General features: G+C 44.0%; 21 protein-coding genes and 1 other RNA gene. 8 read left to right on the top strand and 14 right to left on the bottom strand.

Annotated elements, in window-relative coordinates:
- Position 1: 1 nt before the first annotated feature.
- The 5 genes from mazG to ACU37H_RS17850 all read right to left on the bottom strand — a co-directional run bounded on the left by mazG (position 2) and on the right by ACU37H_RS17850 (position 4,912).
- A complete protein-coding gene (mazG, locus tag ACU37H_RS17870) occupies positions 2-784 on the bottom strand; it encodes a nucleoside triphosphate pyrophosphohydrolase (RefSeq protein ID WP_472704528.1) in 783 nt (260 codons plus the stop codon).
- 155 nt (positions 785-939) lie between these two features.
- Complete coding sequence (locus ACU37H_RS17865) at positions 940-1,758, bottom strand: alpha/beta hydrolase (RefSeq protein WP_472704530.1); 819 nt, start codon at positions 1,756-1,758, stop codon at positions 940-942.
- 812 nt (positions 1,759-2,570) lie between these two features.
- Complete coding sequence (locus ACU37H_RS17860) at positions 2,571-3,518, bottom strand: SRPBCC family protein (protein WP_494407569.1); 948 nt, start codon at positions 3,516-3,518, stop codon at positions 2,571-2,573.
- Positions 3,519-3,558: 40 nt separating this feature from the next.
- Positions 3,559-4,140: a hypothetical protein gene (locus tag ACU37H_RS17855; RefSeq protein ID WP_472704534.1), complete on the bottom strand. Its 582-nt coding sequence runs from the start codon at positions 4,138-4,140 to the stop codon at positions 3,559-3,561.
- A 352-nt stretch (positions 4,141-4,492) separates the two neighbouring features.
- Entirely contained in the window at positions 4,493-4,912 is a 420-nt protein-coding gene (locus ACU37H_RS17850; RefSeq protein WP_472704537.1) for a VOC family protein, read from the bottom strand.
- Between the two features lie 308 nt (positions 4,913-5,220).
- Between ACU37H_RS17850 and ACU37H_RS17845 the strand changes: the two genes are divergently transcribed.
- Positions 5,221-5,652 carry a helix-turn-helix transcriptional regulator gene (locus ACU37H_RS17845; RefSeq protein ID WP_472704539.1) on the top strand — a complete coding sequence of 144 codons (432 nt, stop codon included), beginning with the start codon at positions 5,221-5,223 and terminating at the stop codon, positions 5,650-5,652.
- Positions 5,653-6,020: 368 nt separating this feature from the next.
- Here the strand turns inward: ACU37H_RS17845 and ACU37H_RS17840 are convergent, their stop codons facing one another.
- The 5 genes from ACU37H_RS17840 to ACU37H_RS17820 all read right to left on the bottom strand — a co-directional run bounded on the left by ACU37H_RS17840 (position 6,021) and on the right by ACU37H_RS17820 (position 13,910).
- Positions 6,021-6,716: a hypothetical protein gene (locus ACU37H_RS17840; protein WP_472704541.1), complete on the bottom strand. Its 696-nt coding sequence runs from the start codon at positions 6,714-6,716 to the stop codon at positions 6,021-6,023.
- Between the two features lie 164 nt (positions 6,717-6,880).
- Positions 6,881-9,025: an AAA family ATPase gene (locus tag ACU37H_RS17835; protein ID WP_472704543.1), complete on the bottom strand. Its 2,145-nt coding sequence runs from the start codon at positions 9,023-9,025 to the stop codon at positions 6,881-6,883.
- A gap of 531 nt (positions 9,026-9,556) precedes the next feature.
- Entirely contained in the window at positions 9,557-10,048 is a 492-nt protein-coding gene (locus ACU37H_RS17830; protein WP_472704545.1) for a hypothetical protein, read from the bottom strand.
- Between the two features lie 1,080 nt (positions 10,049-11,128).
- Complete coding sequence (locus tag ACU37H_RS17825) at positions 11,129-12,283, bottom strand: 1-deoxy-D-xylulose-5-phosphate reductoisomerase (RefSeq protein ID WP_472704547.1); 1,155 nt, start codon at positions 12,281-12,283, stop codon at positions 11,129-11,131.
- Between the two features lie 127 nt (positions 12,284-12,410).
- On the bottom strand, positions 12,411-13,910 hold the full coding sequence (locus ACU37H_RS17820; protein WP_472704548.1) for a GH3 auxin-responsive promoter family protein: 1,500 nt from the start codon (positions 13,908-13,910) through the stop codon (positions 12,411-12,413).
- A gap of 153 nt (positions 13,911-14,063) precedes the next feature.
- Here ACU37H_RS17820 and rplU point away from each other — a divergent pair, with 153 nt between their 5' ends.
- From rplU to ACU37H_RS17800, 4 genes are all read left to right on the top strand, one after another.
- Positions 14,064-14,363: a 50S ribosomal protein L21 gene (gene rplU, locus ACU37H_RS17815; RefSeq protein WP_472704550.1), complete on the top strand. Its 300-nt coding sequence runs from the start codon at positions 14,064-14,066 to the stop codon at positions 14,361-14,363.
- A 71-nt stretch (positions 14,364-14,434) separates the two neighbouring features.
- Entirely contained in the window at positions 14,435-14,698 is a 264-nt protein-coding gene (rpmA, locus tag ACU37H_RS17810; protein WP_472704552.1) for a 50S ribosomal protein L27, read from the top strand.
- Positions 14,699-14,831: 133 nt separating this feature from the next.
- On the top strand, positions 14,832-15,125 hold the full coding sequence (locus ACU37H_RS17805; protein ID WP_472704554.1) for a hypothetical protein: 294 nt from the start codon (positions 14,832-14,834) through the stop codon (positions 15,123-15,125).
- Between the two features lie 116 nt (positions 15,126-15,241).
- The gene (locus tag ACU37H_RS17800; protein ID WP_472704556.1) at positions 15,242-16,924 is read left to right on the top strand and encodes a DNA polymerase/3'-5' exonuclease PolX; all 1,683 of its coding nucleotides are present in this window, start codon (positions 15,242-15,244) and stop codon (positions 16,922-16,924) included.
- A 34-nt stretch (positions 16,925-16,958) separates the two neighbouring features.
- On the opposite strand, the gene ACU37H_RS17795 is transcribed toward ACU37H_RS17800, so the two are convergent.
- Positions 16,959-17,435 carry a DUF3276 family protein gene (locus ACU37H_RS17795; protein WP_472704558.1) on the bottom strand — a complete coding sequence of 159 codons (477 nt, stop codon included), beginning with the start codon at positions 17,433-17,435 and terminating at the stop codon, positions 16,959-16,961.
- A 239-nt stretch (positions 17,436-17,674) separates the two neighbouring features.
- Here ACU37H_RS17795 and rseP point away from each other — a divergent pair, with 239 nt between their 5' ends.
- From rseP to ACU37H_RS17780, 3 genes are all read left to right on the top strand, one after another.
- Positions 17,675-19,060 carry an RIP metalloprotease RseP gene (rseP, locus tag ACU37H_RS17790; RefSeq protein ID WP_472704560.1) on the top strand — a complete coding sequence of 462 codons (1,386 nt, stop codon included), beginning with the start codon at positions 17,675-17,677 and terminating at the stop codon, positions 19,058-19,060.
- Between the two features lie 181 nt (positions 19,061-19,241).
- Positions 19,242-19,617: a transfer-messenger RNA gene (gene ssrA, locus ACU37H_RS17785) on the top strand.
- Between the two features lie 391 nt (positions 19,618-20,008).
- Positions 20,009-20,674 (top strand): DUF4352 domain-containing protein, encoded by a 666-nt coding sequence (locus ACU37H_RS17780; RefSeq protein WP_472704562.1) that lies wholly within the window; start codon positions 20,009-20,011, stop codon positions 20,672-20,674.
- 145 nt (positions 20,675-20,819) lie between these two features.
- On the opposite strand, the gene ACU37H_RS17775 is transcribed toward ACU37H_RS17780, so the two are convergent.
- The 3 genes from ACU37H_RS17775 to ACU37H_RS17765 form a co-directional block, all read right to left on the bottom strand.
- On the bottom strand, positions 20,820-21,095 hold the full coding sequence (locus ACU37H_RS17775; RefSeq protein ID WP_472704564.1) for a hypothetical protein: 276 nt from the start codon (positions 21,093-21,095) through the stop codon (positions 20,820-20,822).
- A gap of 86 nt (positions 21,096-21,181) precedes the next feature.
- The gene (locus ACU37H_RS17770) at positions 21,182-21,826 is read right to left on the bottom strand and encodes a rhomboid family intramembrane serine protease (RefSeq protein WP_472704566.1); all 645 of its coding nucleotides are present in this window, start codon (positions 21,824-21,826) and stop codon (positions 21,182-21,184) included.
- Between the two features lie 109 nt (positions 21,827-21,935).
- Entirely contained in the window at positions 21,936-23,786 is a 1,851-nt protein-coding gene (locus ACU37H_RS17765) for an ABC transporter ATP-binding protein (RefSeq protein WP_472704568.1), read from the bottom strand.
- Between the last annotated feature and the right edge of the window lie 8 nt (positions 23,787-23,794).

Raw genomic sequence — 23,794 nt, 5'->3', positions numbered from 1 at the left:
CTTATTTTGCAGCTTTGATCGAATTCCAGATCGCGTCCATCTCTTCCAGGGACATACTGTTCAATCCTTTGCCTTGCTGCCCGGCAATCTGTTCCATTTCAGTAAAACGTTTTTTGAATTTTTTATTGGTTTTCTCCAGCGCTGCATCTGCATCCACATGGAGAAACCTCGCATAGTTGATCATCGAAAACAGCAAATCGCCCAGCTCTTCCTCCTGTCCGGCTACGGATCCCTGTTCCACGGCTTCTTTCAGTTCGCCCATCTCCTCCTCCACCTTAGCCCACACGTCTTCCTTTTTCTCCCACTCAAACCCCACCTGCTTTGCCTTTTCCTGGAGCCGCATCGCCTTTAATACGCTGGGCAATGATTCGGGCACACCACTCAGGACGGATTTTTTTCCTTCTTTTAGTTTCAGCTGCTCCCAGTTTTGCTTCACGTCTTCTTCGTTTTTTACCTCGCGCAGTCCTTCATGCTGCTCCTCCGGAGGATACACATGCGGATGCCGTTGGATCAGCTTGTCACAAACCCCGTGCGCTACATCTTCCACCGTAAACTGTTGTTGTTCCGAGGCTATTTTGGAATAAAACACGATGTGCAGCAGCAGATCACCCAGCTCCTCTTTGATATCCTTCCAGTTTTCCTCCAGGATGGCATCGGTGAGTTCATAGGTCTCCTCGAGCGTCATCTGTCGCAGCGACTGCAAGGTCTGTTTCCTGTCCCAGGGACATTTTTCCCTCAGGGTATTCATAATGTCTACCAATCTCTCCAACCCGTTCTGTACCATTTATAGCCTGTTAAAAAGATAAAATAATTGAAATAGCCGGATTTTTGTCCTGGAATCGCCACCGTTCTTCAGCTGAGTCACCTGTAGCGTGCAAATATTGTGCAGTTATTAACCCCGGCTGAAAATTAATGGATCAAATGGCAAAAGTCAGACAATCAATCCCGTTTAGAAAAGAAATCATGGAAAAACAACAGCTGGTAGCCGACGGCATTTTCCCAATACGGCCAGGTATGCCCGCCCGGGCGGGTAATATAATCATGGGGAATATTCCTGTACAGCAACTGCCGGTGCAATTCCTGGTTCACCTCGTAGAAAAAGTCTGAAGTGCCACAGTCCACGATAATGCTGAGTGTTTTGGGCTGTATCAGGTGAAGCATGTTGATCACCGTGTTCCGCTCCCACCGTTCCGGCTGATCGGCGTAAGCGCCCAGGCGTTTCGACATATCCCAATTGTTCGGGAACGGCCGGATGTCCACGCCGCCGCTCATGCTGCCACAAGCGCCAAACACATCCGGGTGCCTGATCGCCAGGTAGAGCGCTCCATGGCCTCCCATGCTCAGGCCGGCGATAGCGCGTCCCTTGGCATTTTGAATCGTGCTGTATCGTTCGTCAATCCAGCTCACCAGCTCCTTCGACACATAAGTTTCATACTGAAACGACGGATCCACCGGGCTATCCCAGTACCAGCTGCCAAAACCTCCGTCAGCACAAACAATAATTTCATTATACAGGTCAGCCGCCTTACGTACACTTGCGGCCTTAGGCCAGTCCTTATAACTACCGCTATAGCCATGCAACAGATATACGACCGGGTATTGGGCAGATTTATCATACTGATCAGGTGTAATCACCACCGCCTTAATGTCCTTTTTCATCACCTTGCTGCGTGTAACAATCGTGTCTACTTTAGAGGCCCGGCTCAGATTGGATAACAGGATGCAACATACCAGCCACATGCTAAACTTAACAGTCATACTCGAAAAGCTTTGAGCAACGAATTTAGTCATTTAGAATGACAGATGCGCCTATCACTTTGATATACAATATTGATAGGATCATAGCCGCTTATGATTGCAGGCGGACATCGGCTTTGTGCCGATCTCTTATGCAAGGAAGATCAGCAGGCTTTCTGCGCGGCAGATATAGCAGAAGCAATAAGAATTAGTCTCGAACGATCTCTCGCACAGCTTTTTTAATAAGTAACTTTTAGATGGGCAAATTATTTGTTAGCTTTTAGCGATGCCTAAGGTTGAAACAATGGCGATGTGGCAAAATCAGAATTACAGAACATAGTTTTTGCAAAAATGCTCAACCGAATTACTTCCGTTGAGCATTTATATTCAACCGCTATATTACAAACGCATTATCGGCAGAAGTAACACATTTATATTTAAAGCCGATTTTAGTCTTATTCTTTTTATGTATGCTAGGTCTTGTGATGCCTTTTTTCGTATTTGGCCAGGATCATTTTTAAGATTTCTCTGATACCTTTTTTGACGAAAAGAAGATCAAGAAGCCATATCACCAGACAAAGAATGAATATTTCCCAGAAATCCGTTTCATTTTTTATACTGCCGCTTATAAAAAACACCAAAAATAAAAAAGCTGCGAGAAACCATGATTTCTCTGCGACCCATCTCCCTGCCTTTATTAGCTTTTGAAGGTAACGTTTCATAATTTGAATAATATTTTATTAAAAAGATATTAGGGACACCAGCTCAACCCTAATATATTCCGCTTCGTTTTGAATATGTCTAAAATAGCTTACCCTCTTCTTCGATATCACTTATTGGTTCCGGTATTTTTCTTCCAGATCTTTCGCCAGATTATTAAACACAAACTCATGCTCCTGCCTGATGCCCAGCTCTTCCAACGGTTGCCAGTAAAATCGCGGCGCCAGCACAGAAGTGTAGGTGGTGGTTCTCGTTAGTTTGCAGCGGCTGTTACCTACTTTCTCGAAGATATATATCGCTTCCTTAAAACCCAGCCAGTTTCTTCCCACAAGCTGGTAGTCGATTACATCCATCTTCAAAACTTTTCCACGTTCAAGCTCCGTGATCCGCTCCACAATGGTTCCGCTACCAAAATCGCGCGTGCTGGATTTGCCGGCTTTGAAATAACAGGTTCTGAGACCGCCCACCTCTTCCTTTTCCAGGACGCATTTAGTAGGAATAGGCAGGTCGAAGTACATCAGGTATGGTTTCTCTGCATCCAGTGTGTCAACCGATTTGATTGCGTCGTACACCTGCTCCGGGGTGTAGTCAAAAACCTGTTCCGTAACCACTTCATTGACCACTTGCTTATCGGCATTTACCAAATGCTCGGCAGGCGCGGCTATAAAAAATGGAATGAGGGGCAAAAGCAACACAGAGAGTCTGTCAGTCCCTTTCATTTGCCTGTAGCGCTTTACCAGGTGAGCCATCACATATCCTAAAAAAATCAAAGGCACAACAAGAGGAAGTGTCATGACGATGCACAAAAGCCCCGAAAGCCCCGGAAACACCAGGCCGAGGAGTGCGATAACGGTGGTTAGTAAAGCGCCCCAAATAATATATTTTTTATTGGGCATTGCTCCTAAAGCCACACCCAATACAATAGGTAGCAGTACAAAGATCACCCAGCCATATTCGGCAAGTCCCATAAGTAAAAAAGCAATGCCCGTCCCGAGGAAAATCAGCGTCAGGATGATCGACAACTGAAAGCTCCGGTCGTTAAAGATGGTTTTCATTTTCATAACTGGTTAATTTGCTTGATCCGGCCATTCGCAGGTGCGGCTAGCTGTTTAAAAAATGAGTTCCCAGGATGATCGCGTAGATCCAGCAATTATATAAAAAAGTAAACAGTAAGGCGATCGCAAAGCTCTTGACGAAATGGCCTTTACACGTTGCCGAATTTCTAAAGATCAATCGAAAAGCCCGGAAAACGATCCAGTATAACACCCCTGCTGTGACGAGGATCGTGGCCCAGACAAACGTCCCCAACAACCAGAAAATCAATGATCCGAAAAACGCTAACACCACCCACACGAGCACGGACAGCAGACAACCGCCCACGTCTTCTATGTCGAACGATTCAAGGTCTGAAATATCCATTGACCAATCCTTTGGCTTTTTCCATAAATGAAATTTGTCCAGGAAGTTACCAAGGCTATCCTTTAGCTTCCAGCCATTATAAAGCCCAATGGTGATAAACGCTAAAAAAACAATGGAAATAATAGTGGTCGAGATCAGCGAGTTCAGGTAGAGTGTTCGATGCGCTTCAATCCCTGTCAGGTAAACGATCAATGCCAATACCGGCACAACGATCAATGTCGATATAAAAACGGTAGTTGCATTTATTAGTTTTGGTCTTCTCAAGTCACAAGATTTGTTGTTGCAGTTGACGCAAAGGTACGTAAAGGTTGCTTTTTCCGCAAGCGGTGGCAACACAGGGGGCATAACCTTTTTATCCCACTCTGCCTGCTTTGAGAACAAATCTCTGCGCACTCTTTGCGGTAAAAAATCACATAAAAAGAAAGAATGTTATGCTCACCGATTCCGAAGGAATGATCCTTTCTAATCCGTGAACCCCAAAGATTCTACACGTGATAAAAATTTGAAACGAATTATTTAAGCACAGAGAACACAGAGTAACTTTGCTTTGGTCCTTTATAATTAAGATATCCGCTCACAGAGACCGCAGAGAGGATCTTTGTATCGTATGTCAATGTTATTCAAAATTCACCATCCATTCAATCCCATATTTATCTCTGAACATGCCAAAATAGGTACCCGCAGCGCTTTCATCAAAAGGCACTTCAATTTGTCCGCCCGCCGAAAGCCCGTTAAATAACTCGGCTGCTTCCTCTTTGCTTGCTGCACTTATGGCAATTTTACTCCTGTTTTCATTTTCATTCGTCCGCCCCATGCTTTCCGGAACATCATTTCCCATCAGCATATGGTGTTGACCGATCGACAACGCAATATGCATGATCTTATGCTCCTCTTCCTTCGCTATAGGAAATTCAGGACTTGCAATGTCTTTAAAACGAATAATCTTTGCAAACGCTCCGCCAAATACTGATTGGTAAAAGGTAAATGCTTCTTCGGCGTTTCCGTTGAAGTTAATGTGTGGATGGATCGTTGCCATGCTTTTTTGTATTTTGTTACAGTTCAAATGTACCGCTTCACCAAAAATATGCAAGGTACAACCGCGTCAAAAAACAGGCGGATTGCGCCATCTGGTCTGAAGGTGTTTAATCCGTAACATTGCTTCATGCCTGGCGGCACGCGTAATGCTTTTCTCTGCAACGAATCCGGGCGTTACGATAGCCGAGCGGGCCTAAGCCGGACTGCGGATATGGTACGATGGTGCCAGGGTTAATTACCCGCACCAATAAGTATTTTACCTAACTTTACGCGCAGATAATCGTTTAGTTATAACACTTAAATTTGCTTATGACCAGTACCGTACATCCCAAACAGATACACGAAGGCCGCAACGTAAAACGCATCCGCGAAATGTTGGGCATTAAGCAGGACGCGCTGGCAGCCGACCTGGGTGATGACTGGAACCAGCAAAAAGTATCCCTCTTAGAACAGAAAGAAACCATCGACATGCCCCTGCTCCAACAATTGTCCGACATCTTAAAAGTCCCTGTAGAAGCCATACAAAACTTTGATGAAGAAAAGGCGATCAATATTATTTCGAATACGATTACCAATAATGATAACGCGGTAATGCATTCCCTGTATAGCCATCAACCGACTTTCAATCCCATGGACAAAATCGTCCAACTATATGATGAAAAGATTGCTTTGTACGAAAGGATGCTGAAGGAAAGGGACGAGATGATGGCGCGGTTGGAAAGGTTGATTGAAGGGAAGTGATTTGAGGGATGGTGGGTTGCGGGACTCTATCAAATTTTTATGTGTTTCCATATGTACTGAAAAGCGCCCCCGTTAATAAGGCTATAAACGCATTTGTAGCGATCCGATTTTAGGGGCTTTTTACAAAAACATAGTTGTGCCACGGTTATCCGTGTTAGCTGCCGTTGTTTTTCATTATTTTGATATATTTCTTTAAAAACAAAGTCAGCTCGTCTTGATACTCTTTTGGAATTGTCGCAGTATTGTGGGCAATAGCATCTCTTATTTTTGCAACTGAAATTTGAAGCCTTATCATTTAAGTCTAACTCTTAACTGTCCTAAAAACACGGAAGGATACAGAAAAGTATCATTGTTTTTAAATATTTAGCTTATTGTCTGGGAGGTGGCAATTGACGTGGCTCTTGTATTTCATCTTCGCTTATAAGTCGAGTTTCGTCTTCTCGTATTGCATATTGTCTGGGCAAGAAAAAGTCTTCATTGTCTTGTCGTTCAGGTAATGGAATTTGGTTTTGAATTAAGTCTTGCTGAATAATCTGAAGTTCAGGTTGGTCAAGTTCTAAAACTAGCTCTTCAAACTGTTTTTGAATTCGGTCTAATAATTCTTGCTGTTCATTTGGTGTTAAATCATTTCTGTTTGCTCTAATTTTCTCAATGTCGTTATATAGCCTTTTTATTTTTCCTGGAACTCCGAGCCTTCTTTCAACTCTCCCAATTCTATTGTTTTCAATGTTTGGCTCGTTAGCAACGTCCCTTGCAATGTGTTCCGTAACGGTCTGTGCATCCTTAATTAGATAGTCTATACCTGTCCGAATACCACCATAGGCAATTAATGAACCAATTGCAATTTTCCCAAATATTTTAAGTCTTGATTTAAGTGAGCCATCTTCAAGTTCAACGGTAAAATAAAAACCGTCAATGAGCAGTTCCTTGTTATAAAACTCTTTAGCATACTGTTTGCCTTTATACAGAAGAAACTTTTCAAATGCGTCCTTAAATTCATCGGTCGCTTTGAAATCAAGTCTTATATATGCTTGTCCTATTTCGTATACTTTTTCTTTGTTCATATGTCGTCTTTAAAATGCCGTATAACGGGCCGGGGCTTGCCGAAGGCGGGGATTTTTAGCACAAAAGTTCAATCGAAGAACGAAAGTTGAACCTTGCACTAATGCTCAATCGAAGAACTTCAGCCCCGCTTTCGGCAAACCCTTGTTATGCGTTCGTACTTCTGTCATTTAATCATTTTTTTATAATGCTCTTCGTAGCCATTTTCTTTGAAAACCAAAGCAAAGGCATCTTTGAAATCGGTGTAGTTAAACTCCTTAATATCAAAAATGTTCTGGCCTAAAGAGTGCGATTCGCGATTTATATATCTACAAAATGCCTGATATCTATTTTCTTGCATTGCAGATTTTTGAAATACCTTGTTTAAATCTTTCTTTTCAACAAAATTGAAAAAATACTCAATTATATTTCTCATACAGTTTGCAATTAAGGCGGCAGGCTGTTTGTCGTCTTTGATTATAAACCAATAAGAGTGATAATCATTTTGAATTTCTTCATAACTCATTTCAAGAATTTTACTTCCCGCTGCATTTTTTATAAGTCTAAAAAGTTTTTGCTGTTCTTTCCGTCTTTCTTTGTTTGTGTCAGTCATTTCGTAAAAAAAATACAAACTATGTGTGAGCAAAAATACTTGCTCGTAATTGTCGCTTCTTAAAAATTCGTTGTGAATTAGTCTGCCGATATTAAACACATAAATATGAGATAAACTTGAAATAGGGTCGTCAATAACGATTATTTTCTTTTTGCCTGTTTCCGTTGCTTCTTTCTTTCCTCTGCATAATTCAAGAAAATATAAAAAGCTGATAATCATTTTTTCTCCCTCACTCAAAGAACGAAAAACTCTTTCTTGGTTATCTCCACGAACAATCTTGTAAAGATTGTCAGAATGTTTTTTGATTTCAAAATCGGTAATTCCCAAATCAATTAAACCGTTGTTTATGTTCTTAACAGCTTCTTCAATATTAACGGTCTGTTTTTGTTGTTCAGAAATGATCTTTTTTTGAGTTGCAGTTTTTGCTGCATTATCTTCCAGTGCTGTTTCTAAAGTATCTATTTTGCTTTTTGATGTTGTTTTATCTGTATTAATAGAACTGATTGTTTGGTCATAATCCCAACGCATAATTTCCCAAAAAGTCTTTTTAATATTAGCCTTTACAGTTGCTATTTGGTCAATATTTTTGTTGTGTTCCTCAATAAGGAAATTGATTTTTTGAATAACCTCGTTTAATTCTTCAAGTGCTTTTGACGAACTTTTGAGAGAAACAGAAATGCTTGGCATTTTGATTTTATCTTCAATCTGTTTTTTGTTATCCTCGATAACTTTTGTAAAAGCATTGTATTTAATTTCAAAATCTTTTTTGTGTGTCTCAAACTTAGGATTAGCTTCAAATACAGATTTACTTGGAATACCTTGAAGAGAGTATTTTTCCAAAAACGATTTTAGTGTTTTTATATCCGCTTCGTAAGAAGCATCAAAATAGTTCTTGAGGCTTTCTACCAATGTATCTGAAATTGTTTTCTCTTGACAAAACGGACAAGTAGAGTGCTCTTGTGTTTGTTCTTCTGGCAAGTATTGTAATCCTGTTTTTACCCAATCTGAATTACCAAGTTCTTTGATTAACTGTGAAACAGCGCTGTTTTCATTACCTACAATTTGTTTGCTAAATAAAGTTTCTTCTTCAATGTTCTGCGAAGCAAAAGTAATTTGAGATAAAGCAGAATATTTCTGTGCGTTGTCACCTGAAATTGACTGTAAATCACTTTTTAAGTCGTCAATGTTTTTTGTAGGTTTTTCAGTTGGTTTGGCTAAGCCAACAATGTGGTTAAATAAGTTGTCTTTTGAACCTTTTAAATTCTCCAAACAAAATTCTAAAACCCTATCACCTCCACTATAATCTGTTTTAATTTTCCAAACTGCATTTTTTGCAGTTTCCTGTTTTTGATTTATTGATGTTCTTTCGGTTTCAAGTTCTTTGCTTTTTATTTCTTTTTCACTTTCAAGTTTTGCAATTTCTTTTTGAGCATTTGCAATCTTCGTTTCCGCTTCTTTGTTCTCCTTTGAAAGTGTAAAAATTCCTTTCAAATTTTCAGACTCGAAAAAGTTCTCTTGCACAAACGTCTGATTGTAAACAAGGAATTCGTGATTGTCGTCAATCCCTTCGATAGAACAGTTATTAAATCTTTCTTCTGATTGTTTATAAAGAAAGTTCGATAGTGTGCTTTTCCCTGTGCCATTTAAGCCGTAAACCAGATTGACTTTTTTGTCAGTCTCTAACACCGTTGGCGTTTTGTAACTTGTGATCTTATTCAAGTTTATTTTGCTTATCATTTCTTTTCGTCAGTTAGGGTTTGTGTTTGTATGACGCATAACTCTCAAATACGCGCAAGCTCCAGATATATCAACCGCCTTTAAAGATACTAAAACCAGTATATTACAATGCTTATAAATATAATATTTAAAAAGCGAAGGCCTGTAAATATCCAAAATGCGCATGTTCGTATGTATGCAAAATCTGGTTGTAATAAATAGCCCTTTACACATCTTTAAGCTCAAATATGACGTGTTTTACTCCGCAGATGACGTCCGGAACCTCAAACATGACGTTATTTGCTCACACGATGGGGCTTTGAGCCTTAACGATGGCGCGGTTTGGCCGGATGATGTGCTTAGGGATGTCAAACATGGCGTGGTTTATCCCGACGATGGATTCCTTAACGTCAAACATGGGATCATTAAGGCCATAGTTGGCGTTAATGACCCCATGTGTAGATTGTTTTACGTCAGTTTTGACGTGTACTACCCCAAAGTTGGGTGCGGAACGTCTAATTTGGCGTTGGGAGCTTATTCCTGCTCCGTTGGTGCGGGTGGCGTGGTGACGGTTCCCGTGCGGTTGAAAAACTGCGCCAGCTCGGCTGCCTTCGTGGCAAAGCCTATAGCGCCCCGGTTGTTTTTGTACGTGGCAAATTCATAATCGGTCAACGCCGCCTGGTAGTTGTCCCAATCGTGCAGGATCTTTGCCCCGCCCAGACCCGTTACCAGGCTCTGCAACCGCTGAATCGTGTTCTGCAAAATACTGCGGGTGGCGTAGTCCTGCTCAAATTCGTCCCAGTCAACATCGGGGCTGCTTAACGCGGCCTCGCCGGCGCGGTAATCCCTTACCTTGTTAATGATGAGTTTGTTTTGCTCGTTGACGCTGCCATACTGGCGGCGCTCATCGGCAGAAAGATTGGCTAATTTGCCGGCAACAGCGGCTTCTAAGTTGTTTAACGCATCGGTCAGCGCCGTTTGCTCCTCCGCCGTAAAATGACGGCTGTCGAAATTTGTAAAAGGCATACAATGTGCTTTTAGGTTTAAAAAAATTGTTTCGTTTTGGTAAAGGCGGGCTGGTGTTTTAATACCGTATTAAAATTAGTGCAAATCGCTGATGGGTATTTGCTATTATTATGCTAAAAAGAAGTGACGATAGATTAACCACAGAGAGTATAGAGGTTTTTAACCCCAGAGAACACAGGGTTGATCGGCTCTGATAATGTATGCTCACAAAGGCACGGAGAACGCAGGGTGGATCTTGCTGTAAAATAATCGCTCACCAAGGCACAAAGGCACGAAGCGCGGACTTCCGTGTCCTCTGCGCCTCCGTGAGAAAAACTTCGACGTAAAATATTTTTAACCACAGAGGGCATAGAGATATTTGAACCACGGAGAACACAGGGTGGATCTTGCTTTAAAATAATCGCTCACCAAGACACAAAGGCACGGAGAACGCATCACTTCTGTGTCCTCTGTGCCTCCGCGAGAAAAAACTTCGACGTAAAATATTTTTAACCGCAGAGGATACAGAGATATTTGAACCACAGAGAGCACAAGGTGGATCTTGCTCTGAAATAATCGCTCACCAAGGCACAAAGGCACGGAGCGCGGACTTCCGGGTCCTCTGCGCCTCCGTGAGAAAAAACTTCGACGTAAAATATTTTTAACCGCAGAGGATACAGAGATATTTGAACCACAGAGAGCACAAGGTGGATCTTGCTCTGAAATAATCGCTCACCAAGGCACAAAGGCACGGAGCGCGGACTTCCGGGTCCTCTGCGCCTCCGTGAGAAAAAACTTCGACGTAAAATATTTTTAACCACAGAGGGCATGGAGATATTTAAACCACGGAGAACACAGGGTGGATCTTGCTGTAAAATAATCGCTCATCAAGGCACAAAGGCACGGAAAGCGCGGACTTCTGTGTCCTCTGCGCCTCCGTGAGAAAAAACTTCGACGCAAAATATTTTTCACCACAGAGGACATAGAGATATTTGAACCACAGAGAACACAGGGTTGATCTTGCTTTAAAATAATCGCTCACCAAGGCACAAAGGCACGGAGCGCGGACTTCCGTGTTCCCGTGCCTCCGCGAGAAAAAATCTATAAACGAATAATATCGGCCGCCAGGGTCCTGGCTTCGGCATCGCTGTTGAGGTAATCCTCCAAAGAAGGTTTGGCCACAAAAGCGACGCGGTTCATCACGGATTCGATCACATCTGTCATTTCGAGGAAGCCGATGCGGTTCTTCAAAAAAGCATAGACGGCTATTTCATTGGCGGCGTTCATGACGCAAGGTAAATTGCCGCCTTTTTCCAATGCTTCGATGGACAGGGCTAGGTTGCGGAACGTACGCAGATCGGGCTCTTCGAACGTGAACGTATTGAACTTTTTAAAACTGAAGCGCGGATAATCGTTGGGAATACGATAGGGAAACGCCATAGCGTATTGAATGGGCAGCCGCATATCAGCCACGCCCAGCTGCGCTTTGAGGCTGCCGTCTTCAAACTGCACCATACTATGAATGGCGCTCTGTGGATGCACCAGCACTTCGATCTGATCAGGCTCCAGGTTGAACAGCCATTTGGCTTCGATCATCTCCAGGCCTTTATTCATCAGCGTGGCAGAATCCACGGAGATCTTGGCGCCCATCTGCCAGTTGGGATGCTGCAACGCATGCTCCCTTTTCACGTTCACCAGGAAATTGGTTTTCCGTCCCAGGAAGGGCCCGCCGGAAGCCGTGAGGTAGATCTTTTCAATTTTATTGCGGCTCTCTCCCACCAGGCATTGGAAAATAGCCGAGTGTTCCGAATCAACCGGGATAATGGGCACCTGGTTTTGCACGGCCAGGTCCATTACAATATCACCCGCCACCACTAATGTTTCTTTATTGGCCAGCGCGATGGCTTTTTTTGTTTCAATGGCCCGCAGCGTGGGCTTCAGGCCCGCAAACCCTACGATGGCCGCCAGCATCATGTCGTAGCAATTCATGGCAGCCACTTCCTCCAGCGCCTCTTCACCGGCAAAAACCTTGATATCCGTACCCGACAATTCCTCCTTCACTTTTTCGTAAAGGCTTTTGTCGCCGATCACTACCATATTAGGATCATGTTCCAGGGCCTGCTCTACCAGCGTTTCATAATTGCTGTTGGCCGTCAGTATTTCAACCGAAAACTGGTCGGGGTTGTGCTTGATCACTTCAAGCGCCTGCTTGCCGATCGAGCCGGTCGAACCAAAAATTCCAATCCTTTTTATCATCGCTTTATATAAGAGGGTAAGTAGAAGGTTTATTAATCCCGAAGCTGGGTATTCATTCCCCGCCTCCATCCGACAGCTCCTTTCGGGAACTGCTCCGGGCGCCTGTCCATCGTTCTACACATTATTATCATTCATTATCCGCCCACTGCACCAGGCTGTCCGCAATCTTCCTATCGTTGCTCAACCGGGGCACTTTATTCTGACCGCCCAATTTGCCGATCGATTTCATGTAATCAATGAAACCATTTTTCCGTACCGGCGTGATCTTGAGTGTCTGCAGGATATTGCCGGAGATCAGGTCGTCGTAATACACATTTTTCTGGCGTAAATATACATCGACCTTCCTCGAAAACTGGTGCATATCAGCCGGGGCATTATCGAATTCAATAAACCACTCATGATAGCTTTTTCCTTCGCCCTCGTTTACATAAGGCGCGACGGTGAATTCAGTAATGTGTACATTATCTTCCGCTGCGGCTTTTAGCAGGCTATACTCCACTTCCTCACCGATCACATGTTCGCCGAAAGCTGAAATAAAATGCTTGGTTCTTCCTGTAACGATGAGCCGGTAAGGCTCTGTCGAAACAAATTTAACCATATCACCTATATCATAGCCCCAAAGGCCTGCATTACTATTAATAATAAGTGCATAGTTGACGCCGGTTTTCACATCGGCCAGGCATACCCGCCTGGGGTTTTCTTTCCCGATCTCTTCCTCGGGGATGAATTCAAAAAAGATCCCGCTATCGGTGTTCAGCAATAGCCCCGGTTCGGTTTGGGTATCCTGGAAGGCAAAAAAGCCCTCGGATGCCGGAAAGGTTTCTATCCCGTCGATCTTCCTGCCGATGCTTTGCGAAAGCCGGGCCCGGTACGGCTCAAAGTTCACGCCGCCATACACCATCACTGAAAAATTCGGAAACAGCTCGCCGACGGGCTTGCCGGTACGTTTGATCAGCTCGTCAAAATACATTTGTACCCATGGCGGAATGCCGCTGATCAGGGTCATGTCCTGGTTGATCGTTTCGTCTACAATCTTCTGCAGCTTCGTCTCCCAATCCTCGATGCAATTGGTTTCGTAGTCGGGCAACTGGTTCCGGCGCAGGTATTTGGGAACGTGGTGATTGACAATGCCGCTCAACCGGCCGGTAGGAATGCCCCCCACCCGCTCGAGCTCCGGCGAACCGCTGAGAAAGATCATCTTGCCATCCGCAAACCGGGTGTTGCCGGTTTCAGCCATGTAACACAACAAAGCGTTGCGCGCAGAATGAATATGATTATCGATAGAATCTTTCGTGATGGGAATGTACTTGGTGCCACTGGTGGTGCCGGAGGTTTTGGCAAAATAAATAGGCACGCCCCTCCACAATATATTATGCTTGCCTTCCTTTATTAAATTGATATAAGATGTGAGCGCTTCATAATCTCTAACCGGCACAGCGGCAGCAAATTCATCATAGGTGCTCACTTGTTCCAGCCGGTGGTCCTTTCCAAATTGTGTATTTTTGCCAGTCTTGACCAGGTTTTTCAGGATGGCCTGCTGATCACTCACCGCTGTCATCATGCCCTTCCTGATATTTTTGTGGACCATTGAAGCAAAAGGCTTCGCCAAAAGAGATTTGATTTTCATTAACTTATACAAATTTGTTCGAACTGTGAAGCAATCAAATTTATACAAAAATAGCCGGAGTGAGCGGGAACCGGGAAAGGATTTGTATAAAGTTCATAAATGTTGTTGATTTATCAAAAATAATAACTACCTTTGCCGCCTAATTTTTATAAGATGATAGCAGTAATTAAAGTAGCAGGCCAACAATATAAGGTTGAAAAGAACCAGACTTTATTCGTTCCCCAGCTGGAAGGTAAAGCAGGCGACTCTATTGATTTAGAGGTGTTGTTCGTACACGCTGATGGAAAACTTTCTGTTGGTGCTGATAACAAAGCAAAAGTTAGCGCTGAAATTGTAGACCACATTAAAGGGGATACAGTTATTGCTTACAAAATGAAAAGAAGAAAAGGATTTCACAAAAAGAAAGGTCACCGTACCGCTTATACGAAAATCAAAGTTACTGGTATCGCTTAATTTTAGTTAACCGGTGAGTATGCCCTGCATATGCACCTTATCAACTTATAAACTTTTAAACACATAACAAAATGGCACATAAAAAAGGCGAAGGTAGTGTTAAAAACGGTCGCGACTCGGAAAGCAAAAGATTAGGAGTTAAAATATTTGGCGGACAACCAGCTACTGCAGGTAACATCATCGTACGCCAGCGCGGAACTGTTTACCATCCCGGTGCTAATGTAGGAGTAGGTAAAGATTTTACTTTATTTGCATTAGCTGATGGCGTGGTTGAATTTAAAAAAGGAAGAAAGAACCGCACTTTCGTTTCTGTTGCAGAAGCAGCACAAGCGTAAGACGATCATTTTTAAAAGATAGTACCGGACGGCGTTTATAGCCGTCCTTTTTTTGTTTAGCCGCAAGCCATGTGTATAATAGCCGATCGCTCCTTGATAACTTGTGGAAAAATAATTTGCAGGTATTCTATTTTTGTCTAATTTTACTGACGATAACCCATTTACTAATCAATTAAATTCAAAATCAATGGCAAAAGCAGCAGCTAAAAAAGCGGCTCCTAAAAAAGCAGCAGCTAAAAAAGCAGCTCCTAAAAAAGCAGCAGCAAAAAAAGCAGCTCCTAAAAAGGCAGCAGCGAAAAAAGCAGCTCCTAAAAAAGCAGCAGCGAAAAAAGCAGCTCCTAAAAAGGCAGCAGCAAAAAAAGCAGCTCCCAAAAAGGCAGCAGCAAAAAAAGCAGCTCCTAAAAAAGCAGCAGCTAAGAAAAAATAAGCCTATCCGCTTACGAAATTATAAAACCTCCTCCGGAGGTTTTTTTTTGCTCCCCCCTGCCGTGGAAGGCACGGGTAAACAGGCAGACAGTTAACCGTAAATCCTTATTTTGCAGTATGAACAACGCAGATATCGCGGACCACTTTTCCCTGCTGTCCAAACTCATGGATATCCACGGAGAAAACTCCTTCAAGTCCAAAACCTATTCCATCGCCGCTTTTCATATTGAAAAGCTGGAGTTCCCTTTAGCTGAAACGGATCGCGGTGCCATTGCTTCTATTAAAGGATTGGGGCCTTCCGTGGCGTCAAAAGTGGCGGAGCTGCTGGACACCGGCACTATGAGCGCCTTGCAGGAAATGGTCGACAACACACCGGAAGGTGTTCGCGAAATGCTGAAGATCAAAGGGCTGGGGCCGAAAAAGATCCACACGGTTTGGCAGGAAATGGGGATCGCTTCGATTGGCGAGCTGGAATATGCGTGTAATGAAAACCGGTTGACGCGGTACAAAGGATTTGGTGCGAAAACACAGGCCAATGTGCTGGAAGCGATCCGGTTTTATAACCAACACATCGGGCACTTTTTATACGCCCAGGTGCGCGAGCTTTACCCTACGATACAAAGTTACCTGGAAAACCTGTTTGGTAAAGGAAACGTACTGGCTACGGGCGATTTTCGCCGGCAATTATTGACCATCAGTGAACTGGAATTTGTGGTGCAGGCGACCCTAAACGACATCAAGCCTAAATTTCAAACCGCTTATCCTCCCGAACTCATTGAAGAAACGGACTCATTCATCGTATACAAACTGACGAATGGCCTGAAACTAAAGCTTTACAGCGAACCAGGCAACCTGTTCAAAAAGCAGTTCCTCACGTCTGCCGGCGACCAGTTCCTCGACTCTTTTTTCGGGCAACAGCCGCGGGAAGCATTTGACAAAACGAATTACCCGGACGAGAACTCGATCTTCGAAAAAGCGGGCCTTCCTTTCATCGCGCCTTTTTACCGCGAAACCACCGCCGCGCTGGAGCAGGCAAAAGCCGGAAGCCTGCCCGTCATCATCCAGACCAGAGATATTAAAGGACTCATTCATAATCACAGCAACTGGTCCGATGGCGTTAACACGATTGACGAGCTGGCGGCACACCTTATTAAAAACGGGTTTGAATACCTGGTAATGTCTGATCACTCTAAAACAGCCGCTTACGCGAACGGCTTGTCGGAAGAGCGAATCAGGGAGCAGCACGCATATATTGATCAGTTGAATAAAAAGCTGGCGCCGTTCCGGATCTTTAAAAGTATCGAAAGTGATATTTTGAATGACGGCAGCCTGGATTACAGCGACGAGGTACTCTCCTCTTTCGACCTGGTGATCGCTTCGGTGCACAGCAACCTGTATATGAGCCAGGAAAAAGCGATGCAGCGCCTGCTGCGCGCCATCGAGAATCCATACACCACCATTCTCGGGCATCCTACGGGGCGGTTATTACTGAGCCGAAACGGTTATCCTATTGATCACGAAAAAATGATCGATGCGTGTGCTGCGAATCGTGTGGTTATAGAGATCAACGCCAACCCGCACCGGCTGGACCTCGACTGGACCTGGATCCCTTATGCTATTGAAAAAAATGTTTTAGTGTCGATTAACCCCGACGCCCATTCGATAGAGGGATTGAGCGATATCGAGTATGGTGTGCTGGCCGCCCAAAAAGGAGGATTATCGGCGGCTCACAATCTCAGCAGCTTTGGCCTGCAGGCTTTTGAAACCTATTTACAAAACACAAAGGCCGCTAAGATGTAGCGGCCTTTGACTGTATCAAATCATTTGTATTAAATTACCATTTGTCTACCTCTTCATGGCTGGTAGAAGCGGTACCGGAATCATCCGTTTTGGGAGCCACATTTTCCACCACTTTTTCATCATTGTCTGGCTGTTCAGTTGCGGGAGGAACTGCTACAGGGACACTGCCCGTTGCCGGAGCCTGGGAGTGGGAAACATGGCTTCCTCCCTCTTCGTCATATTCGTCGTGGTTAAACGCGTCAAAATCAAAATCGGGCATCAGTTCCGTTTTCACATACTCAACCGCTTCGTTCAATGCTTTCAGAAACTTATTAAAGTCTTCTTTGTAAAGAAACACTTTGTGCCTGTCATAACCATTATCATCAAACCGTTTACGACTTTCGGTAATCGTCAAATAATAATCGTTTCCTTTGGTAGACCTTACATCAAAAAAATAAGTTCTTCTTTTTCCGGCACGGAGCCTTTTGCTGTAGATGGCCTCCATTTTTTTGTCGTTGTTTCCGTTCTCCACTTTCGTAATATTTACTTTATGAAAAGTTTACTAGCTAACAAATATAACCATGTTTTTGAAAAAACAATAAAATAGTTGTTAAATACAATAAAATAATTTACAACCGCGTAGATTAAAAAGTTTACAGCAGATTTCAGCTTTATTAGAAAAAAAATACAGATGTCAAAAACCTGTTTTAGCAATTCAGTAAGGACATTCGGTGTATCTTTGCAGGCTTAAAATTAATATTCACTACGATAATGCTTTATATTTTAGCTATTAACTGGTCTGGTGTTGGCGTTCAGGTGGCACAGCTTATTTTGGCCCTTTCTCTCCTGGTCTTACTGCATGAATTCGGGCACTACATTACTGCAAGATGGTTTGGTTGCCGGGTGGAAAAGTTCTACCTGTTCTTTGATCCCTGGTTTTCTCTCTTTAAAAAGAAAGTGGGTGATACAGAGTATGGCGTGGGTTGGTTACCGCTGGGAGGTTACGTGAAGATCAGCGGGATGATTGACGAGAGCATGGATAAGGAGCAGATGAAACAACCGGCAAAGTCTTATGAGTTTCGCAGCAAACCCGCCTGGCAGCGGCTGATCATCATGCTGGCAGGGATCATCATGAACGTGCTGGTGGCTTTCATCATTTACGCGATGATCCTTTTTGTATGGGGTGAGAAGAAAACACCGATGAGCTCCTTGCAGCATGGGGTCACTGTTACCGATAGCCTCATGAATGAAATCGGACTGAAAACCGGAGATAAAATACTGGCGGTAAACGGAGAGCCTGTGCCCTATTTTGAAGACCTGGCTGCTAAGATCCTGATCGGAAGCGAAACCATCGATATCGAGCGTGAAGGAAAAAAAATGACGATCAATGTGCCGGTCAATCTGATTGGCAAGCTGGTGGAAAGTCGCCGGAAAAAGGCATTTATGTTCATGCCGCGCGTGCCGGCTTACGTTGGAGCGTTTGACAGCAAACTGGGATTGGATACGCTGCCGGGTTATAAAGCCGGCCTCCGGGAAATGGATCTGATCACTGCGATCGACTCCACGCCCGTTCGTTTTTATGATGAAATGTCTCCCCTTTTGAAGGACAAAAAGAACCAGACGGTTGCGATCTCCGTTCTTAGAAACGGTCAGCCATTGACCTTGCAGACCAAAGTGGATGCCGACGGAAAGATCGGCGTACCCTTCCTGACGGAAGAAGCCTACGAAAAACTGGGCGCTTATAAAATTGAGCGCAGGGAATACGGTTTCTTCGCAGCCTTTCCGGCGGGTGTCAGGAAATCGGTGGAAAAGCTGAAAGCGTATGTGGACCAGTTCGCGCTGATCCTGAATCCTAAAACAGAAGCGTATAAGGGTGTGGGTGGATTTAAAGCTATGGGCTCTATATTCCCGACCACATGGAGCTGGGAAGCATTCTGGAATATTACCGCTTTCCTGTCGATCGTACTGGCCTTTATGAACCTGTTGCCTATCCCTGCATTGGATGGCGGGCATGTGATGTTCACCTTATACGAGATGGTGAGTGGCCGCAAGCCGAACGAAAAATTCCTGGAGTATGCGCAGATGGTAGGTATGATCCTGTTGCTGGGACTGATGCTATACGCCAATGGTAACGACTGGTTCGGCTGGGGGAAATAGGGAGTAGTAGATGATCAGTAATGAATTAATGTAATTCCACGAATATGCCCATTATATCTGTTCCCGCAAATAAATTGGTTACGCGAGACAGATGAGTTATATTTGCAGTTGGTTTAATGAGTTCATAAGTTGAACGTTTGTATCAACTATGTGAACTATAATAAACCACCAACTTCTCTTCGGGGGCGTTTGGTTTTGACAGCGTAGGTCTTTGAAAGTGTAAGCATGTCGGGCGTTGTGTAATTAGCCCGTTAATCTGAATACTCAAACTTTAAATGGCAATACACAGTATGCCATGGCTGCCTAATCAGTGATTAGATAGTCATTAGGGCCGCGTTGAGCAGGTTGTTCTGCTGCCATGCTCCGCCGCCGACTCAACAACAAAATGCAGAATGCTGCTACGCAAGGCTGTGAGCGTAGCAAAAGACTATACAGCTAAGCTTTGAATGGGTTTGTTCTTTTCCGGTTCAGGGCCGACAATTAATAAGGAAATAAGCATGTAGAAAGCTTTTGGAGAATATGTTTGGACACCGGTTCGATCCCGGTCGCCTCCACCAAAAAATCAATACAATTTGTTAGCTTCAATAAATTGTATTGATTTTAAATTATTAGAGACCTTTTACACCGACCAGATTAATTACCGCCTTGCTATTATACTTGATGTCTGTTCAACACCCGTGTTTACATTGTCTCCACAACCTGTAAAACGCGGTCGATACTTTTACAGTTTGCTCACTATAACCCCCACTCTCCTATTTCCACAATTGGCAATCAATGAGTCCCTAAAGGGGCAACGCTAACTAAAGTATAGCTATAGCAGCCGCGGATTGAACCATAGCTATAAGGCACGACCTGAACGACAAGTGAGGTGTCAGACAACCGGTTAACCGGAGGACGGCTACACGGCACAAATACTTGCAAAGGAATGTGTTGTGCACCCTCGATTACTTGGAAAATTTATTTAATATTGCATGTACGCAAACCCATGTCGTAACATCATTATTTTATAACTTAAAACATCAAAACATGACAACTGCAACCAACCCGATTCAGCCGAAAAAGAAAGGAATTCCCAGGTGGCTGAAAATTTTATTAATTTCTATTGTCGCGTTAATTATCATTGGCATTGTAATGCCTGGAACAGAGGATGACCCCTCCGTAACAAGTATATCCGGAGCGGATTCTGACACACCACCGGCAAAAAATTTAGTACCCGTAGGACAGGTATTGCAAACGGAATATTTTCAGATTACCGCAAATGAGGTTTCTGTGAAAGAAAAGGTAAGTACCGGCAACGAATTTGCCGACCTGAAAGCAGAAGCCGGGAATAAATACCTTATCATCAACGCCACTTTTAAAAACACCGATAAAGAAAGCAGGATGATTATCGATGGCTCTGTTTGGATTGACTACAATGGACAAAAATATGAATTTGACAAGTCGGAAACGGTAATGCTTGATGGATGGGGAACGATGCTTGACCAGCTTAACCCTTTAACTTCAAAGACAACTAATCTTGTTTATAAGCTTCCCGCCGAAATTACAGGCACCGCATACTGGCAGCCCGGACGCAGCAATGATGACGAATTGATTGATTTGGGGCAAATAAAATAAAAATAAAGCCCCTGTAACGTTATTGACGATTTGCCAAAGTCGCACGGTCTTATAAACTGTAAAAATCGATTACAATTTAAAGATGAAAAAAGCAGCGTGTATCGATCATACACGCTGCTTTTTTTGATGGAAAGACACTAATGGATCAATTAGTGTTCTGATGCGTTTCTTTATACACAAACTCTTCTATCAGGTCAAACAAAGAGCTGCCTTTGCGGTCGAAGTCCTTACTTTCAAACTTATCTGTCAGCTCAATAGCCAGGTTGTACATATGCGGCGTAGCGCTCCTGTCAAGCATTTGCGAAAAGCTTTTGGATTGTTGTCCTTCCTGTAGATCTCTTAAATAGCACAGCGCTTCGACCACTTCGAAATGAGTTTTCTGCCAGGAGTCAAAGCCGCGCGGGAAATGATGTTCAGACATAGCAAGTCATTTTTAGTTATTAAATCGTTTAATCCTCTAATATACTAAAAATCGGCCTAAGTTCCAGAAGGGCCTGCTATATAATTTTACCCCCGTATGCTGCTGATGAAGTTTTGCAAAACGTTCAGATCTCCTTTGAGAGACACGAAAAGAAAGGTATAGACGATCCCGAAAATGGCGCCCCACAAATGCGCGCCGTGGTTGATGTTTCCGCCGCCCTGCTTGTCGAGGTAGGCAGAGATACCGAGATAGATCAGGCCAAATATCCAACCGGGAATACCCGGTAAAAAGAAAAAGCTGATGGGAATGGTGGGATACAATACGATACAGGAAAAGATCACCGCTGCAACCGCTCCTGAAGCACCCAGGCTCCTGAAATGATAGTTATCCTTATGTTTGAAATAATCAGGAACGCTTGAAACGATCAGTCCGCCCACATACAACATGATAAAATAGAAGGGCGCCTCTCCCCCGAACGTCTCGGGGGTCGCAAACAGTCCCTTTTCCAACACTACGCCGAAGCTGTAAAAAGCAAACATGTTAAACGCCAGGTGCATAAAATCGGCATGTATAAAGCCGCAGGTAATGAAGCGGTAATATTGATTCCGCTTCGAAATAGCCGGTCCGTAAAAGATGAGATCATCGATCACCTTTTGACTGTTAAATCCCAACAAAGAAACGACTACAGTAATAGCAGTTATAATGAGCGTGATTGAAAATGTGAATACCATCCAATAAATTTATTTTAATTAAGTCAAATAATACACCAGAAACAACGTTCGGACCGGGTTATGCCCGGCAAATAAAATCAATAATACCGAGACCTTCTACAGATTATTATCATTCAAAACCAACTTCCTCATCCGTCAGGCGATGCCCCTGCTGCTGCCGGTATAACTTCGAATAAAAACCACCTTCGATCTCCATCAACTGCGCATGCGTGCCTTGCTCCACAATACTTCCGTTGTCCAGCACGATGATGCGGTCAAAGCTCAGCAATGAAAATACCCTGTGGGTGATAATGATCGCGGTGCGGTCTGAAAGGTATTCATTCAGCCGGCCCATGATCTCGGTTTCTGTCTTTGCATCAACGGCGCTGAGACAATCGTCAAAAATGATCAGCGACGGATCTTTGATCAGTGCCCGGGCAATGGAGATGCGCTGCTTTTGTCCCCCGCTCAATGTCACACCACGTTCGCCGATCATGGTATCATATCCATTGGAGAAACCATCTATTTCCTTATCTACGCCCGCAATCCGCGCGGCTTCTACCACATCTTCTCTTTTGGCGTTGGGAATACCAAAACGTATATTATTCTCCACGGTATCGCTGAATAAAAAGACATCCTGCGGCACATAACTGATCTGGCTTCGCAAAGATGCCAGCTCCACTTCTTCGATCGGGGTCTGATCCAGGATAATCTTCCCCTGCTCTACATTGTACATACGCAGCAGCAACTGCGCGACCGTAGATTTCCCGCTGCCCGTGCGACCGGTAATGGCGATCTTCTCTCCCTTTCTGATATCCAGCTGAAAATGCTGCAGCGCTGTAATGCCCGTATCCGGGTATGTGAAAGTGACATCATCAAATTTGACGGCGCCCGCGAGTGTAACGGGCCTGGCGGCAGGGCTGTCTTTGATGACCGGCTCGATATCCAGGAATTCGTTAAGACGCTTTTGCGAAGCGGCGGCCCGCTGCACCATACTGGCGGTTAAGCCGATGGCGCTCACTGGAAACGTGAGCATATTGACATACACAATAAATTCTACAATCGTGCCCAGGCTGATGTTGTGCTCATTGTTGATATAATACAATCCCCCGATCATAATGGTCAGCAGCGTGCTTATACCAATCAGCAGGTTGATCGAAGGAAAGTATATCGCTTCGGTCTTGGCCAGGCTTACAGCGTTGCGGCGGTAGCGCTCTGTATTATCTTTAAAAAATCTCAGCATGGCGCTTTCCTGCACGAAGGACTTGATCACCCGGATGCCGGAGTAAGACTCCTGGGCATTAGTCGTCAGGTCTGACAAGGCTTCCTGGATCCGCTCGCTTTTCTTATGAATCGTGCTGTTAACAAAATAAATAATGATAGCAAGTATGGGCAGTGGGATCAATACATAAAAAGTCAGTTCCTTACTGCTCTGCAGCATGAAGAACACGCTGAAAGCAATGACAGAAAGCAGGTTCACGATATACATGATCGCAGGCCCCGTGAAGATCCTCACGCGGCTGACATCCTCAGCAATGCGGTTCATCAGATCCCCGATATTATGACGTTTGAAAAACAGGCTGTCGAGGTACTGGTATTTCGTATACACTTCATTCTTCTGATCATATTCTATATGACGGCTCATCACGATGATTGTTTGCCGCATCAGAAACATGAAAAAGCTCCTTAATAAGGCCAGGATCAGGATAATGATACTGGCAATGATCACCACCCGCGCCACGCTTTGCTGCTCGCCGATAAGACCGATCACTTTCCTGACCAGGATATCGTATCCGCGGGTCTCATTGGCCGGACCCGTTTTCGTCAGCGCCAGGGCCCTGTCCACATAATTGATGATGAAACGCATCAGCTGCGGAGAGAGGACGTTGAAATAGTTCGATAGAATAACAAACAAAACACCAGCTCCCAGTCTGACCCTGTATTTCCAGAAATACTTTCCTAAAGCTCGTAAGTGACGCATAAGCTGCA

Source organism: Niabella sp. ZPM-14, from assembly GCF_055693045.2.
The sequence above is the reverse complement of the archived record's forward strand: the minus strand, read 5'-3'. Positions and strand labels throughout refer to the sequence as shown.

What these genes read in the sequence shown, in the direction of transcription:
- ACU37H_RS17820 (WP_472704548.1), bottom strand. Translation starts at nt 13,910, where the DNA reads ATGAAAATCAAATCTCTTTTGGCGAAGCCTTTTGCTTCAATGGTCCAC.
- ACU37H_RS17775 (WP_472704564.1), bottom strand. Translation starts at nt 21,095, where the DNA reads ATGTCTGAACATCATTTCCCGCGCGGCTTTGACTCCTGGCAGAAAACT.
- rpmA (WP_472704552.1), top strand. Translation starts at nt 14,435, where the DNA reads ATGGCACATAAAAAAGGCGAAGGTAGTGTTAAAAACGGTCGCGACTCG.
- ACU37H_RS17800 (WP_472704556.1), top strand. Translation starts at nt 15,242, where the DNA reads ATGAACAACGCAGATATCGCGGACCACTTTTCCCTGCTGTCCAAACTC.
- rseP (WP_472704560.1), top strand. Translation starts at nt 17,675, where the DNA reads ATGCTTTATATTTTAGCTATTAACTGGTCTGGTGTTGGCGTTCAGGTG.
- rplU (WP_472704550.1), top strand. Translation starts at nt 14,064, where the DNA reads ATGATAGCAGTAATTAAAGTAGCAGGCCAACAATATAAGGTTGAAAAG.
- ACU37H_RS17865 (WP_472704530.1), bottom strand. Translation starts at nt 1,758, where the DNA reads ATGACTGTTAAGTTTAGCATGTGGCTGGTATGTTGCATCCTGTTATCC.
- ACU37H_RS17770 (WP_472704566.1), bottom strand. Translation starts at nt 21,826, where the DNA reads ATGGTATTCACATTTTCAATCACGCTCATTATAACTGCTATTACTGTA.
- ACU37H_RS17765 (WP_472704568.1), bottom strand. Translation starts at nt 23,786, where the DNA reads ATGCGTCACTTACGAGCTTTAGGAAAGTATTTCTGGAAATACAGGGTC.
- ACU37H_RS17845 (WP_472704539.1), top strand. Translation starts at nt 5,221, where the DNA reads ATGACCAGTACCGTACATCCCAAACAGATACACGAAGGCCGCAACGTA.
- ACU37H_RS17825 (WP_472704547.1), bottom strand. Translation starts at nt 12,283, where the DNA reads ATGATAAAAAGGATTGGAATTTTTGGTTCGACCGGCTCGATCGGCAAG.
- ACU37H_RS17840 (WP_472704541.1), bottom strand. Translation starts at nt 6,716, where the DNA reads ATGAACAAAGAAAAAGTATACGAAATAGGACAAGCATATATAAGACTT.
- mazG (WP_472704528.1), bottom strand. Translation starts at nt 784, where the DNA reads ATGGTACAGAACGGGTTGGAGAGATTGGTAGACATTATGAATACCCTG.
- ACU37H_RS17860 (WP_494407569.1), bottom strand. Translation starts at nt 3,518, where the DNA reads ATGAAAATGAAAACCATCTTTAACGACCGGAGCTTTCAGTTGTCGATC.
- ACU37H_RS17850 (WP_472704537.1), bottom strand. Translation starts at nt 4,912, where the DNA reads ATGGCAACGATCCATCCACACATTAACTTCAACGGAAACGCCGAAGAA.
- ACU37H_RS17830 (WP_472704545.1), bottom strand. Translation starts at nt 10,048, where the DNA reads ATGCCTTTTACAAATTTCGACAGCCGTCATTTTACGGCGGAGGAGCAA.